At 53.9% G+C, this 14,053-nt stretch carries 13 protein-coding genes; 3 read left to right on the top strand and 10 right to left on the bottom strand.

Annotation, left to right across the window (positions count from 1 at the left end; translation table 11 throughout):
• Positions 1-29: 29 nt before the first annotated feature.
• From AC3ZPD_RS00885 to AC3ZPD_RS00860, 6 genes are all read right to left on the bottom strand, one after another.
• The gene (locus AC3ZPD_RS00885) at positions 30-2,108 is read right to left on the bottom strand and encodes a serine/threonine-protein kinase (protein WP_490982378.1); all 2,079 of its coding nucleotides are present in this window, start codon (positions 2,106-2,108) and stop codon (positions 30-32) included.
• A gap of 151 nt (positions 2,109-2,259) precedes the next feature.
• Positions 2,260-2,538, bottom strand: a complete 279-nt coding sequence (locus tag AC3ZPD_RS00880) for a WXG100 family type VII secretion target (RefSeq protein WP_490982377.1) — start codon at positions 2,536-2,538, stop codon at positions 2,260-2,262.
• 128 nt (positions 2,539-2,666) lie between these two features.
• Positions 2,667-3,299 carry a hypothetical protein gene (locus AC3ZPD_RS00875; RefSeq protein ID WP_490982376.1) on the bottom strand — a complete coding sequence of 211 codons (633 nt, stop codon included), beginning with the start codon at positions 3,297-3,299 and terminating at the stop codon, positions 2,667-2,669.
• Positions 3,300-3,302: 3 nt separating this feature from the next.
• Entirely contained in the window at positions 3,303-4,136 is an 834-nt protein-coding gene (locus AC3ZPD_RS00870) for a hypothetical protein (RefSeq protein ID WP_490982375.1), read from the bottom strand.
• A 14-nt stretch (positions 4,137-4,150) separates the two neighbouring features.
• Positions 4,151-8,140: a type VII secretion protein EssC gene (essC, locus tag AC3ZPD_RS00865; protein WP_490982374.1), complete on the bottom strand. Its 3,990-nt coding sequence runs from the start codon at positions 8,138-8,140 to the stop codon at positions 4,151-4,153.
• 25 nt (positions 8,141-8,165) lie between these two features.
• Complete coding sequence (locus tag AC3ZPD_RS00860; RefSeq protein ID WP_490982373.1) at positions 8,166-8,486, bottom strand: hypothetical protein; 321 nt, start codon at positions 8,484-8,486, stop codon at positions 8,166-8,168.
• Positions 8,487-8,955: 469 nt separating this feature from the next.
• On the opposite strand from AC3ZPD_RS00860, the gene AC3ZPD_RS00855 reads away from it, so the two are divergent.
• Positions 8,956-9,195, top strand: coding sequence for a hypothetical protein (locus tag AC3ZPD_RS00855; RefSeq protein ID WP_490982372.1), 240 nt, complete (start codon positions 8,956-8,958; stop codon positions 9,193-9,195).
• 46 nt (positions 9,196-9,241) lie between these two features.
• Here the strand turns inward: AC3ZPD_RS00855 and AC3ZPD_RS00850 are convergent, their stop codons facing one another.
• From AC3ZPD_RS00850 to AC3ZPD_RS00835, 4 genes are all read right to left on the bottom strand, one after another.
• Entirely contained in the window at positions 9,242-9,379 is a 138-nt protein-coding gene (locus AC3ZPD_RS00850; RefSeq protein WP_490982371.1) for a hypothetical protein, read from the bottom strand.
• A gap of 295 nt (positions 9,380-9,674) precedes the next feature.
• The gene (locus tag AC3ZPD_RS00845; RefSeq protein WP_490982370.1) at positions 9,675-10,883 is read right to left on the bottom strand and encodes an MFS transporter; all 1,209 of its coding nucleotides are present in this window, start codon (positions 10,881-10,883) and stop codon (positions 9,675-9,677) included.
• A 295-nt stretch (positions 10,884-11,178) separates the two neighbouring features.
• On the bottom strand, positions 11,179-11,631 hold the full coding sequence (locus AC3ZPD_RS00840) for a DUF3939 domain-containing protein (protein WP_490982369.1): 453 nt from the start codon (positions 11,629-11,631) through the stop codon (positions 11,179-11,181).
• A 127-nt stretch (positions 11,632-11,758) separates the two neighbouring features.
• Positions 11,759-12,367 (bottom strand): DUF2087 domain-containing protein, encoded by a 609-nt coding sequence (locus AC3ZPD_RS00835; protein WP_490982368.1) that lies wholly within the window; start codon positions 12,365-12,367, stop codon positions 11,759-11,761.
• A gap of 169 nt (positions 12,368-12,536) precedes the next feature.
• On the opposite strand from AC3ZPD_RS00835, the gene AC3ZPD_RS00830 reads away from it, so the two are divergent.
• Together AC3ZPD_RS00830 and AC3ZPD_RS00825 are read left to right on the top strand one after the other, a co-directional pair.
• Positions 12,537-13,571, top strand: coding sequence for a YpdA family putative bacillithiol disulfide reductase (locus tag AC3ZPD_RS00830; protein WP_490982367.1), 1,035 nt, complete (start codon positions 12,537-12,539; stop codon positions 13,569-13,571).
• Positions 13,567-14,010, top strand: coding sequence for a DUF441 domain-containing protein (locus AC3ZPD_RS00825; RefSeq protein ID WP_490982810.1), 444 nt, complete (start codon positions 13,567-13,569; stop codon positions 14,008-14,010). Before AC3ZPD_RS00830 ends, AC3ZPD_RS00825 begins: the two co-directional genes overlap by 5 nt.
• The last annotated feature ends 43 nt before the right edge of the window (positions 14,011-14,053 follow it).

The following is a 14,053-nucleotide window of genomic DNA, read 5'->3' as shown; positions in this document are numbered from 1 at the left end:
CTTCTTTTCTTATGCTGTAAGCCTGCACCTTAAACATCCGGCAGCTCGTAAGTCGAGCTCTGCAGATACTTATAAATGTGCCCGACACGTTTGCCTATCTCGCCGGTTTTAACGAAGTATTGGGCATCCGTGTCATAAATAGCCAGGAAATCCCGGCAGTACTTCTCCGCCATATCCCGGTGTCCTCCGGTTTGGGCGTTATAAGCCGAGTTATAATAAGCGATCATTTTGACCGTTTTTTGCTGCCTTGCCGCTTTAAGAGCCTGGGCCTGCTTCAGCTTGGCGGCCTCAAGTTTTTTCTGTTCCGCTTCCTGTGCTGCTTTTTTCTCCGCTTCCCTTTTGGCGGCCTCCTCGGCTGCCGCTTTCTCCTGGGCCTGCTGCTGCGCTTTGTTTGCTTTCCATTCAAGGTATTTATTATATACGGCCTGCTGATCATATTTCTTTTGAAGCGCCGCTTTAATCTCAGCCTGCTGTTTTTCCTTGTCCAATTCCGCTTTTTCGGCCGCGAGCCGTTTCTCTTCCTCTTCGCGGGCGATCCGGTCGGCTTCAGCCTGTTTCGTTTCATCCTGCAGGGCCAATTCCGTACCGGACGTCTGGCCGGAGGATGGAGATCCCGCAGCCTTCGGCGGCGCAGAAGACGAACCTGACGGATCGGCCAGCGGTTTGGCCGTTCCTGGCGGATATCCTTCAACCAGCAGAACACCAAGCAAAATCAGCAGCAAAACCGCTGCGATTCCGCCGCCGGTCCAAAGACGGCGCCGGGAGAGGACCGCTGCCGAACGCTGCGCGGCATGAAGCCGCCAAGGGCTGTCCTTAGGATCTTTTCCTGCCCCGGAAGTTTCGTTCCGGACGTCGGCTTCACGGCTTTGCTGTTTAAGCTCCATAACCGCAGCATCGATTTCGTGGTAAAGCGGGCTGTTCTGCACGGAAGCTTTCAGGGCTTGACGATACAACCCCAGCGCCTCCTCCTTTTGGCCTTGGCGCTCCAGCTTCCTTGCCTTTTCCGCCATTAAAACAGCTTCCCTCTCAGGGCCATAACGCGCTGCAGACGTAGAAAGAGGAATCTCATCCAAAATATCTGCTCCTTCTTTGACCGGCAGTGCCGGAAACGGAACCCCGGCTTCAATTTCAGACGCCGAAATGCCCGGAGAAACCTCTTCTTCCTTTAGCCCGGCCGCTGCTAAGCGGACGGAAGCCTTCGACAAGGCAACGACCCATTCGCCGAAAGTCGGACAAGACCGCGCGTCCCCGCTGCCCCAGGCCCTTGCGAACAGCTCCGCCGGTTCCTTCCCCCACCGATTGTCAAGCGTTTTGACCATCAAGAGATATCTTTCCGTAGAACGCTGCATCTCTTCAGGGTCAAAATAACTTTCCCCAAAGGCTTGAGCTCGGATTTCCGGTTCGCACCAGCCCAGCATTTCGGCGATCATCACCGCGCCGGGAAACCTGTCCGCATAAGCGTTCCAGTGAGGGGCAGAATCAGGCGAAGACGTCCGGTAAGACGCATATCCCGGCGATCCTCCGAGCAGCAGATCAGGAGGGTCCAGCCGCGGACTGAACATCTGTTCAACGTCAACCAGTTCGATGTTTGCCTGTCCGTTTCCCGTAAACATGACGTTTGGCGCGGACAAATCGCAATGGGCCAACCCTCTCTGCTCCATGGCAGAACCTACCGATGCGAGCGCTCGAGCCGCATTCAGGCTTTCCGCCGGGGAAAGCTTCTCTCCTCCTGCGATCTTGTCCATCCACGTCCAGCCATGGATCCAGGGCATAAGGACGGCGTACAGCAAATCCGGATACTCCGCAATCAGTTCGCCGTTCCTCTCCGGGGTAAGCACCTCGCGTTTGCAAACTTTCAAGCCCTGAATTTGGCTGAACGCATCCATCGTTTGCGATAAATGCACATGGGAAGGGATCCTGAACTTGGGCAAAAAGATTTTTAAGGCCATCGTCAGGCTGGCTTCTCCATTTTCCGGGATCAGCTGGTACACAACGCCCTGACGCCCGGCCTGCGCGTAAGCCATGCCCGGAGCCGCCGGATGAGTTCCAATGATGTAGGCCCTTCCGCCAATTTGAAGTTGATCTCCCGGATTCGGATTAAAAGCCATTCCTCTTTCCCTCTTTCTGTCCGCCCGCTGCGGCAGAGAAGGCTCTATCCTGCGGGCGCAAACCTGGTATTGTATGTATCGGGCTGCAAGCCCGCTTCGTGCCGTTGACTAACTATAGGCCAATAGCAATGGCCTCAAGCTTTTACCCATGCTAAAAACGTTTCTGATCCAAATTCCTGAACTTGTTTGACATAGCCGCAAGCTCTTCGCCTATCGACTCCAGCATGTACACGAAAGCTTTCATTTGCTTGTCTGCTTCCTGAAATTCATGGAAAAAGCGCTGTTTAGACAGCCCCTCCCAATCCTGTTCCAGGCTGCTTACCATTTTGGTCAGCCCGGCGATAATCTGACGGCTTTGCTCGCCGCCTTGAAGAAATTGACGAGCCATCTCTTCAATTTGTTCCGGATTAACCGTAATTCTACCTGGCATGGTTTTACTCCCTTCATTGGAATCCTCGGACGGAAGAGTATCGAAAACATTTAACCAAATTCGAATAAAATGAATCAGTGGTTTTTGATTTTTTAAATCATTCCACTTTATAATCCTCAGCGGTAGTGCTATAACCCGGAAGCCGGATTGGTAAATACCCAAGGCTGCGGATTTAAGGCAGCTTCCTTCAGAAGCATTCTGTCTGCCGCTTTTTTTCGCACCTGTCCTGAATAAACGGCTGGATTCCACGCAGGCTCTTCCGTTGATCCGGGCTGACCCGGCAGATCGGTGTCCCATACCGCCGGAAGCTCTGCGGCGCTATATTTTGTTTCGTTCCGCTCCCTGCGCACGGCATCGACGGCCGATCTGGGATTGGAGATGATGCCCGGAGAAAATTTGGCCGACGGAAGAATGAGCGATTCCGTTCCCAGCCGGAGTGTCCGGTACAGGCTTGCCGCCTGTCCATAGCTTCCTCTTCCTCTGGACAACGCGCCGCCAAAATGCCGGTCCTCTTCTTCAAAAGATAGGGAGCTCACCTGCAGGCCTTGTCCCAAACGGAACAGCTCCTGTCCGAACTGATCGGACAAGCGGCGAGCCTGCTCCCACTTGGCGTGGACGGCGGCCCATGCGGATTCATTTTCCTGGCTGAATGAATACAGAAGGCGGTTTAAATGCTCGGCAATCGTATGAAGCTGCTCCGCAGAGCGCTGCAGGCCGCTGCCCGCAGACCGGAGTTGTTCGGGTTCTAAACTGATACGCATGGATTATCCCCTTTCATCTGTTTCTGGCGGCTGTTCCAGCCACAGCAGCAGCATATCCTGAAACTGTTTTTTTGTAGCCGGCGTAGCCACCAGCCAATCCTCTTCATCCCGGAGACTCATCCGGATTAACCAATTCATCGATTGTCCTACAATAAAAGCGGCCCCCTGGCTCTCCCATCCCTCTTCATTCCAGATGGAAAGCTGCAGCTCCCCTTCGCAGACGCGGTCCTTCAAACATTTGGCAAGCGCCCAGGAAGCTTCAATATCCCCCGTAGACTGGGAAAGCTCATTGCTCAGCTCCTCCAGATCCATCGTGCCGCTTTTTTCGTACAGTTCGTTAAATTTGCGCCGTGAAAGCAGCAGTGCCGGCAGATCGGAGAGAGATTCCCTTCTCCATTTCATTCTTTCTACCAGCAAACCCGATGCTTCCTCCACGTTACCCAATTCCTTCAGGGTATAAATATCGTCTGTCTCGCCTTCGCGAGCCACTTCAACGACTTTTTCATTCGTGATATGCAGGTATCCCTCGAAGGCTTCCGTGTCATGTTCGTAACGCACCCAGCAGGCACGTTCGGCAAATCCCGCGATGGCAACTCTCGCGAACACCTCGGGCCTCATCGTCAGTTCATTTTCCGTGGCCCCGCTGGTTAAATACCCTTTGGCAAGCAAAGAACTTTTCGCCTGCTCCCACTCCACTGCAATTTCATCCGAAAGGTAACCCAAAAAAGGATCTTCCACCCCGAGCAGCCGGTCCGAGCCCAAAATGCCGGCCAGAAAAAAAAGTTCCTTCGTCTCCAGGTTGATTGCCTCTTTGCGTATATCGTTTGTAGTCAGCACTAGGTCACCTCCCTTCATACGCTCATTTCCCATTGGTCGCAGACCCGTGTAACCCAAGTTTCGGGCGTCCAGACTTTGTCGAAAGGAACCGCCGTTTTAATTCGCATATATCTCCGGTTCACGTAAAAACCTTCACCCGGCGGAAGCACAGGCAGTTCCCCTTGTCCCGACGCCGATTCCTTCATCGGAATCCGCATAAATGCCAAATCGGAAGGATCCTTGGTGCCCAGGATAAAACCGGTCTGACAAGCTTTCACTTCGGCCACCCAATCGGTCCCGTATGCCGGGAAATCCGCCGGCACGCCCGCGAGCACAACATGCAGCCCGCTGTCGCGGCTTCCCCGCACCAGCTCCGTCAGCCGGTCCTTAACCGTAAAATCGGTCAGTCTTCGGGCAAGCAGATCCGCATCATCGATGACCAGCAATTTTACCGGCCGTGATTTTCCGCTCTCTTCCTGAAGCCGCATATCCTCCTGCAGCATACCGAGAATATCGGCCGCCCCGCTTTCCCCCAAGCCAATTCCCCGTACATGGGGAAGTTTTGAAAGCATCGACAAATGGGGGCTGTCCGGCTGCGCCGCCCGGGCCTCCAGGATATAAATAGCCAAATTCTCCGGAGCGGCATGCCAGGACAAGGACAACATCCAGCTTTGCAAAAAGGTCGTTTTGCCGCCGCCCATCGGAGCCGCGACTATGAAATGCGGACCGCTGCCCAGTTGAACGGAGACCGGGGTCAAATCTTCAGCATCAAGACCGACCGGAACCGGTACCGAAGCCGGCTGGAGACCAAACTGCCGGCCGACAGGAAGCAGTTCCCTTAAGTTCACCTTGGCCGGCGTCGAGGGAACCCGCGGCGCCCTGCCGCTTTTCCATCCGTCCGCTATCTCGCCGATTTCAGCTCTGAGCCGGTCGGCTCTTTCATAGGCAGTCGATCCGTGAACGGGCAGTGCGGTCTGGAATTCAAACGGCGGATGCCCCTTCATATATCCTCTGCCTTTCGTGGACTGGACCCCTGAAACAGTTTTGCCTACGGCAAAATAATAATCGCCGGGATCGGCAAGCTCCAACGCGGCTGCTTGCGGAATCAGGCTGCGGGTTTTCTCCGGAATGTCGCCAAATCGGCTTGCCGTAACGACGACACGAATCCCTGCCGCCCCTTCCCGCAGCAGTTCGTCCAGCAATTCAGCCTCCTGCGGAAAACGGGACTGGAACAGCCGGTAATCATCGACCACTACGATGATATCCTCGAGTTTTCTCCCGAAGGCGCCTTGGTATTGATCCGCCTGCTTGATGCCGGCGCCCGACAGCAGCTCGCGCCGCTCCGCCGCCGTCCGCTTGAGGAAGCGGAACAGCCGCGGCAGCCGGTCGCTTTCATCCGGCGCGATGACCGCTCCGACTTGGGGCAAAGCGGCGAAGTCCCCCAGCATCCGCCCCATATCGATCAAATACCCGTACCAGCTGCTGGCCGTATCGGTAGCTAAAGACATCAGCATCGTTTGCAGCAAAGTGGTTTTGCCGGAACCCGGCATGCCGTAGATCGCGGTATGCCCCTCTTTCAAAGAGAGAGCCGCGGCAAATTGCCGTTGTCCGGGAACATCGTCGGCAAGACCGATGACGCCCGTAAGCGGCGTTTGTTCTCCTGCCGGCTCAGGCAGCTCCGCCCGATCCAGCTGTTCAGGTAGCGGTGGAAGCCATGGTCCCGGCAAACGTGCCGCGCCTAATTCCGCCGCCGCCCTGTTCACCGCCGCGGTCAGCACATCCATCTCCCGCCGTTCCGGACGGTTCCGGGCAACCGGCCCGGCTTCGGCCGGCCCCTCCGAAACGGCCGGCCTGCGGCTGCCATTCAGCATAACCCTCTGCAGCAGCATGTCCGGCGAATCCGCCGTACTTTTGTTATCCCCGACATACGGAGCGCCCGGCCACGCAAACTGCACCTCTTCGGTCAGTTCAGGACCGATCTGCACGAATCCCCGCCCGGAGACGGTCAGCCAGGCTGCGTCAGGCATTCTGAGCATTTCCCGGCTGTCGCTTTCCGACTCTACGCGGAGGCAAATCCGGAAGCGGGCATTGCTCCAAATTTTATCATCGACCACTCCGGCAGGTTTTTGGGTGGCTAAAATCAAATGCAGCCCAAGGGTACGTCCGATAGCGGCCACGCTGACCAGTTCATCGATAAAATCCGGATAATCCTGCTTAAGCTCCGCAAATTCATCAACGATAACAAACAAATGAGGCAGCGGTCCCTGGGGAGCGCCAAGCCGGTAATATTCGTCGATATGCTCTAAACCGCCCACAGCTTTCAGTTTCCTCTGTCTCGCCACAAGCTCGGCCCTTAAAGCGGCTTTAGCCCGCTCCACCATTTTCCCGTCCAGATTGGTCAGTGAACCGACCACATGGGGAAGTTCCCTTAAAGCGCCGGACATGCCGCCGCCCTTGTAATCGATCAGCAGGAAAGCCGCGTCGTGCGGGTGATAATGCACGGCTGCGGAAACCACAAGAGTCTGCAGCAAAGCGCTTTTGCCGGATCCCGTCGTGCCCGCTATCAAGCCATGGGGGCCCTGCCCGCCAAGATCAAGCCGGTCATGAAAGTTTAAAGCAAAGGTTTTGCCTCCCGCCTTGACGCCAAGCGGAACCGGCAAGCCGACCGGAAGTCGTCCGGCCTCCCAGGCTGCCGCAATTCCGTTCCCGCCGGCTTCCTGCCGCTCAAGCAGTTCAATGAGTCCAAGCCGGACGGGCAGCCCGTCCGCTTTAGGGCTTTTCAGCTTGATTCTCGACATCAGCCGGGCCAAATGCTCGCTTTGCTGCAAAGAGATGCGGTCAAGCTGGAACGTTTTATTTTCCACTTGTCCTTCCTCTTGTTTCCATATATAGCTGCCGTGTTCTTCCTCGCATTCGATAATCAGGCGGCATTGTCTCGGCAACTGGTCCACGGAACGGGCCAGCACCACGGTATGCGCCCCGGCCAGTTTTCCGGTTTCCGTCAGCATGGCAAATAAAAGATCATTTTCCAAAACCTCGGGATCAGACATCAGCACCACATGTTTAACCGCTGTTCCCGAGCGGCGGGATAAACCGTTACCGTTACCGGCAGACAGCTCAAAAAGCCGCCTAAGTTCCAGCTGCAAATGTTCGGCAAGCCGCTGCTTGTCTTCCGAAGAGCAGGCCATCCTCCGGTATTGTCCGTCCTCGTCCCATATATGCGGGAGCCAGCGCAGCCAATCCCACTGCTTCCCACAGTCCGCCCTGTAAAAGGCCGAAAGTTTCACTTCGTCCGGGGAGTGGCGTACTGTCATTTGCACAACCAAATTACGCATGGCCTGCAGGCTGGATTGTATATCCCCTACAATGCCTATGACTCCGGACTCCGACAGCGGAACGGCCACCGGGCAGTCGTCCACATACCGCGTTTTTTCCGCAAGCTGCCCGGCCCGCTCTAATAAACGATCCTGCTCGGAAGCCGTCTCGTCAGGCGGCGAAAAGGAAATGGCCGCTTCCACACGGCCGGAACCGACCCGGACATGCAGAAAATCCGAGTCGGAAAAGGTTCGTTCCCACAGCGACGGCGATCTTCTCCTTACGATGCTCTCCGACCGTTCAAAGTCGCCGTGGATCTGCTGCAGCCTCTCCCGCTGTTGATCCGCTTCCTCTTGCCATTCCGCTTCCAGACGTTCAAGCTGCTCCGCATAGGCTTGCTCCCGCAGGCGGAGCGCTTCCGCATACCGGGTCCTGATCCGCCAAATGTACACGGCCGGGGAGGCCAAGGCAAGCAGGATAACAATCCCCGCTGTCCATGCAAGCAGACCGTGCAGCCCTCCCGCCGCTTCCTTTGAAAATAATACGTAGACCAGTATAGCCAATCCTGCCAAAACCGCGAGTGCCGGCAGAACCATCCACGAAAGACCTACCGAGGGTTTAGCTGTTACTCTGGGCGGAGCCGGAAGTTTGCGCCGGCTGGACTTAAGTTCCGGTTTGATCCGGGGAGACCTTTGATAAATAAATCCCATGGCTTGCACCCCTTCCCCCTTCTATCTATACGTTTCGGTCCCGGAACAAAGGGACGCTGCTTTCTTCCTGGACAGGCACGGAAACCGTGCCATAGCTATTTTTCACGCGAATAAATGAACCTTCCTGCAGACCGCTGTCTGCCAAAAACATCTCATCCGGTATGGGGAACCAGGCTCCGCCCGGTTCTCTCCCTTCCAAGAGATATCCGGCTTCATCCGGCATATCGCCTTCGGCCGCCCATTCCCGCATCCATTGTTTCTTGAAGCCTGACGCGCTAAGGTTTTCCGGTATATCCAGGTCGCAAATTTCTTCGTCTCTTCTTCCATCTATTAAAGTTAAGATCATGCCTGATTCACCCGTTTCTCCTTACTTCTCTACCATAATAACATTGTTTATCTTGCTAACGGGCAGTCAAAATTGTAAATCCATTACAAACGGCCCACAAAAATAGTCTCTTTGGCGCAACACGCGTTTCGGGATTGCGCTTACAATCTAGGAAACAGGGGCAATTAAATTGGGTTTTCGTTCTATGGAATGAAAATATTTTCCAAGCTTCGCACCTGCCTGCTTGTCTATTGGAATTTTTTTCACTTAGACCTAAAAAAAATGAAACCAACTTGCTTGTTTGATCGTTACTAAAGTATAGGAACAGCAGCGTCACATCCTTTCGCAGCGGGTAAACAAACAGCAAGAAGGGACGGCATCGGCCGCCCCGTTCCAGGATTTAATCAATTTGTTATATTTTCTTAAGCTAGTTTTAAGCAAAAGGTTTTACAATCTAATTAATGAAATTAAAACTATAGAGGTGATTAGAGTGAAAACGGTCATTCATTTTGATAACAAACTCATTCCCGTCTATTTCAGCTCCGAGAACAAACAACCTATGCAGCGTACCCTTAAATTGCTTACAAGCGCACTCGATAATAAATTCCGCAACGGCAAGCAAGCTTTGAAAAAATGTCTGCATTCTCTCATCAGCATCGAAATTGAAGGTTCTGAAGCCATTTTGCACAGCAAAAGCGAATTTGATTCCCTGGCGCTGTCACTCTATTGAACGATTTTCATAGAGCCGCATTTCCCTAGAGGTCCACAGGCAACGGTCAAACAGCCGTTCTGTGGGCCTCTTCTTCGTACCACGCTTTTTCGATCCGGATTAAAAATAGGTTCAGCAGGTTGCGCCGCACGCTCTCTTCCTGGCAATATTCAAGCTTTCTCAGAATAAATCGGTCGATGGCCATAATAAGCACCCCTAATCCTGAATTGTAGCCTGCCGGACAGGAACTATTTTCCTGTTCTTCAGGTATTTCTTATTTAACCGTTTTGTTCGATTTAAAACTCCGCGGAGCGCTTCAAACCTCCGACTCCAGCCGACATTTCCGGGGCTGCCCGCCCTTTTTCGCCAAAGGCGGATTTGCCGTGAAACGCTTCAAAACTTCACTCCTGGTCCATCGGAAAGAAAAAGCGCCGGCCCTCGCGTTTAGCGATTGCCGGCGCCTGCCGTCAAAGGTTGACGATAATTTTTTTTAAAAAAAATCAGGTTTCCGCTGCTTGTTTCTCTGTTTTGCGTACTTTCAGCTGCTTCAGCTTCAGCGTTGCCGCCGTTGCCGTCAGCAGCACGCCGTTCAGCAGGAAGACGAAGGAGATCGGCATAACCCCTCCCAAAGCGCCGCCGGCAATCGGGCCGACCATGTTGCCAAGCTGGCTGGACGACTGATTCAGGCTGAAGGCGCGGCCGCGGAATTCAGGGGTAGTCGCTTTAACGATCAAAGCGTTCAGCCCCGGATAAACCGCCGCAAAGAACAGTCCGTAAACAAATCGCAAAATGCCGAACCCGACAAGATTGTGGAACAAAAGCTGCAGCACGTTGCCTATGCCGCCTCCCAGAAGGCCGATCATCAAAGTCCGCTGGTAGCCGATTCTCTGACCGATTTTGCCCCAGAACGGAGCAGCTACGACGGTGGCTACGCCAACCGCCGAAAAAATGATGCCCGAGCTCAGGGAAGCGTTGTCGTTTGAAGAACCCAGCTCCAGCACGTACAGCGTCAGCAGCGGTTCAAGCACCATGACCGAAGCCGTTACGATCAGCACAATGACAAGTTGGCCCATTAGAGGACGGTTCGCCGAAGCTTCCTTCAGATCGTCCATAACATGGGATCTTGCACGGTTCCGGTTAAAGTTGTCTTCCTTGGCTCCGATCCAGGCGATAATAGCCGACAGAAGCACCACAAACGCCGCGATCAGAAAACATTCCCTGTAGCCGATAAATTTGCTGAACACGCCGCCCAGCATCGGTCCTACTATGCTGCCCGAAGCGCCGGCGGTAGCCATAATGCCCAGCGCGTAACCGACATGTTTCTCCGGCGTGTTCGTTCCGACCAGCGCAATCGCCGAAGGCACATAACCGGCGAGCAGTCCGGACAAAATGCGGACGGCCAGCAGCTCATAGGGATTCTGCACCAGCGACATCAGGATATAGACCGCGCATAAGGCAAATCCGGATCGCAGCAGCATCGGCTTGCGCCCGTATTTATCCGCCAGCGAACCCCAAAACGGGGCGATCAGCGCGCTGGCCAGAAAGGTCATCCCGAATAAAAGCCCCGACCAGAAAGAAACATGCGACTCTACGCCCAAATCCTCTTTAATGAACAGAGTCAAAAAAGGAATGACCATCGAATAGGCCGTGCTTGTGCAAAAAACGCCGCACCAAAGCACATAGAGGTTTTTTTTCCAGGGCAAATTCATGGTGTCACCCCCTCGTTTGTTAGCTGTATCCGTTCCATGAACAAATTACCCGTTTTTTGATTATAACACCCCGCACCAAGCAAATGGATGTAACAAAGCTCATTTTATATGTACAAATATACATATTTTTGTTCGAAACGTTTCGATTTAACAAAAAGAATACCCGTTTGATTCTGATCGCTACAAAATTAAAAGCCGCCCTGCCGGCAGCTTTTACTAGTTAAAACTATGAAAAACTGATATTGCTTTCTTGTTTGCTTCTTGTTTGCTTAATTGTTGTCAGTGTTATCAGTACTTATTGAGCCTGAAACGGGAAACGGCTCAGCATCAGCTCCTGGTCGGTCAAATACAGCGGGAGCGGCGGAAGCTCTTTCAGATAATGATCCTGCATCAAAGCCCGGTAATCGACTTCGCCCTCGCGGGAACCCGCGATCAGCGGCAGCCGGCCCGTTTCATTTACATAGTCGTCCACCGCAATCTGCACCAGATCCAAATAATAAGGAATATGCCGATCGGCTTCTTCAAATATTTCGAACGTTTCGCGGGATAAATAAAATTTGTTTTTGCTGGGGCCGCCCAAATAACGGGCCAGCCGGTTCGTATCCAGACTTCCGTCGGGCTGGACCAGCGTCAGCCGGTTGACCGCGTCCGGCGTATCATCCTCGTATTGGAGGACTGCTTTGCGGACTTGCTCAAGCGAAAACGCTGCGGGTTCGATAAATTTCTCTTTCTTTTTCCAAAACAGCATGACTTTAACCTCCTTTGCCAAACCGCTATTAGAAAACGCTTACACTTATATTATATCCGCTTTCCCTGCCGCAAGTCCCTTCATCTGGCAATCGTCACAAAACGTTCATAACCTGGCCAATAACGCCTTATTTAAGCTGCTGCCAAGCGGTCCACATCGTTTTGGGGTTCAATTCATAGATTTCGTTTTCCCTGTACATGAACTGGTGCATGATCAGCTCACGCCGCAAGGTCGCGTAGTCCTCGTGATAACGTTTGATAAACTCGTTGATCTCCTTCTCTTCATACTTGCGCCCGGGTGTCAGCTGCTCCGCGAAATGCTCCAGCACGATGACCTTCTTCTTCAGTTGAGCGGGAATTTGTTTCAAACGGCCGTCTTTGGCAAAAAAATTGCGCAGCACCGCTTGTTTCATCGTTTCTTGCTCCGCCTGCCGCACGGAATCCTCCACTTGCCCCTCCTCCTTCCTGTTTAAAATATAAGCGACCGAAGCCTCCGCTCCGTTCTCCACGAAATACCGGTCGACCTTGAAATAAACCGTATTTTTGTCCCTGCGTTCCTTGATCAGGGCCGCTTCCCGCAGTTTGGCCGCATGGTGCGTGATCGTCGGCTGCGACAAATGAAGCAGCTCGGCAAGCTCCTGACCGCTGCGCTCCCGCTCGGCGAGCAGCATCAGCATCCGGATTCGCGTCGGGTCCCCCATCGCTTTGTGGTAGGCCACCATTTTTTCCAGCTGCATATTAAAAACCCCTCAACTAATTTTAGACAAATATCTAATTAGATATTAATAAAATGAATGAAGCATGTCAAGCTGAAACGGTTTGAAAATGCGCTGCAATACGCTAAAATAGTTACATGCCTATTTTTCATAAAGGCGAAGCAGGACGTGTACAAGGAGGCTCACAAACATGGAAGACGTGATTATTATCGGGGCGGGTCCGTGCGGACTGTCCGCAGCCATAGAATGTCAAAAGCGGGGCTTATCCGCTCTAATCATTGAAAAACACAATATTGTTCATTCCATTTTCTTATATCCGGTGAACATGCAGTTTTTCAGCACGGCGGAGCTGCTGGAGATCGGGGATATTCCTTTTCCTTCCTCCAACGAAAAGCCATACAGGCATGAAGCGCTCGTTTATTACCGCAGGGTTGCCGAGCATTACGCACTGCGCATCGCTACATACGAAGAAGCCGAAGCGATTACGAAGGAAACGGACGGTACCTTCAGCATCCGGACGTTGCGCCGTTTCGGCGAAGGACGCGTACTGAAGGCGCGGAACGTGGTCGTGTCCTCCGGTTATTTCGACCATCCGAATATGCTGGGGATCCCCGGAGAAGAAAGCGACAAGGTCACTCACTATTTCCGCGAAGCCCATCCTTATGCAGGGATGAAGGTTGCCGTGATCGGCGGCAGCAACTCCGCAGTGGACGCCGCCATGGAATTGCAGCGGGTGGGAGCCGAGGTTACCGTCGTCTACCGGGGCGATGATTTGTCCGGCAATATCAAGCCTTGGGTAAGGCCGCTGTTTGACGGGCTGGTTAACAAGGGGAAAATCCATACGATCACAGGGTCCCGCATCGTGGAGATTCTAGCTGACCAAGTCGTGGTAGAATCCATGGAGGACGGCAGCCAGGAGCGGCTGGCCAACGATTTTGTCGTAGCGATGACCGGCTTCCGGCCGGACCGCGGCCTGCTTTCGGCTTCCGGCATCGAAATGTCCGAGGACCAGGATAAGCCGGTGTTTGATCCGGCTACAATGGAAAGCAACGTCCCTGGCCTCTATGTGGCCGGCGTGGTCGCGTCGGGACGCAACGCCAATGAAGTGTTTATCGAAACCGGGCGCGGCCACGGCAAGCTGATCGCCGCCCACATCGCCGCACGGCGGTCGTCAGAGCCTTCAGCAGCAGTCCGCACGGCGGAGGCTCCTTATGGCGCAAATTGACGTCACCTCCCTGCTGCTGCTCTTACTTGCCGCGCTTGGCATTTTCAGCAGCAACATGCCGGTTACGGTAGCCGTTTTGGTTCTGCTGTTTCTGAGGGTAACCAAACTTCAGGCCGCTTTTCCTTTTCTTGAAAAATACGGCCTTACGATCGGCATTTTGGTGCTCACGATTGGCGTCATGGCCCCCTTGGCCAGCGGAAAAATCCCGCTTGATACGGTATGGCAGTCCTTCCTCAACTGGAAGTCGCTGCTGGCCATCGCCGTGGGCATGCTTGTCGCCTATCTGGGAGGCCGCGGCGCCAGCCTGATGGCCGGCCAGCCTATCGTAGTGACCGGCCTGCTGATCGGCACGATTCTCGGCGTCGCTTTTTTCAAAGGCGTGCCGGTCGGCCCGCTGATCGCGGCGGGCATCCTGTCCCTGCTGATCGGGAAGGGGTAAACGCGCCGATTCGATTCTTATCCGGTGGGCCGGCCGGTGAGGC

This window comes from Paenibacillus mobilis, assembly GCF_058267595.1.
This window is presented reverse-complemented; position numbering and strand designations above follow the sequence as displayed.

Coding starts and splice junctions, on each gene's coding strand:
- AC3ZPD_RS00885 (WP_490982378.1), bottom strand. CDS start 2,108: ATGGCTTTTAATCCGAATCCGGGAGATCAACTTCAAATTGGCGGAAGG.
- AC3ZPD_RS00880 (WP_490982377.1), bottom strand. CDS start 2,538: ATGCCAGGTAGAATTACGGTTAATCCGGAACAAATTGAAGAGATGGCT.
- AC3ZPD_RS00875 (WP_490982376.1), bottom strand. CDS start 3,299: ATGCGTATCAGTTTAGAACCCGAACAACTCCGGTCTGCGGGCAGCGGC.
- essC (WP_490982374.1), bottom strand. CDS start 8,140: ATGGGATTTATTTATCAAAGGTCTCCCCGGATCAAACCGGAACTTAAG.
- AC3ZPD_RS00860 (WP_490982373.1), bottom strand. CDS start 8,486: ATGATCTTAACTTTAATAGATGGAAGAAGAGACGAAGAAATTTGCGAC.
- AC3ZPD_RS00850 (WP_490982371.1), bottom strand. CDS start 9,379: ATGGCCATCGACCGATTTATTCTGAGAAAGCTTGAATATTGCCAGGAA.
- AC3ZPD_RS00845 (WP_490982370.1), bottom strand. CDS start 10,883: ATGAATTTGCCCTGGAAAAAAAACCTCTATGTGCTTTGGTGCGGCGTT.
- AC3ZPD_RS00840 (WP_490982369.1), bottom strand. CDS start 11,631: ATGCTGTTTTGGAAAAAGAAAGAGAAATTTATCGAACCCGCAGCGTTT.
- AC3ZPD_RS00835 (WP_490982368.1), bottom strand. CDS start 12,367: ATGCAGCTGGAAAAAATGGTGGCCTACCACAAAGCGATGGGGGACCCG.
- AC3ZPD_RS00830 (WP_490982367.1), top strand. CDS start 12,537: ATGGAAGACGTGATTATTATCGGGGCGGGTCCGTGCGGACTGTCCGCA.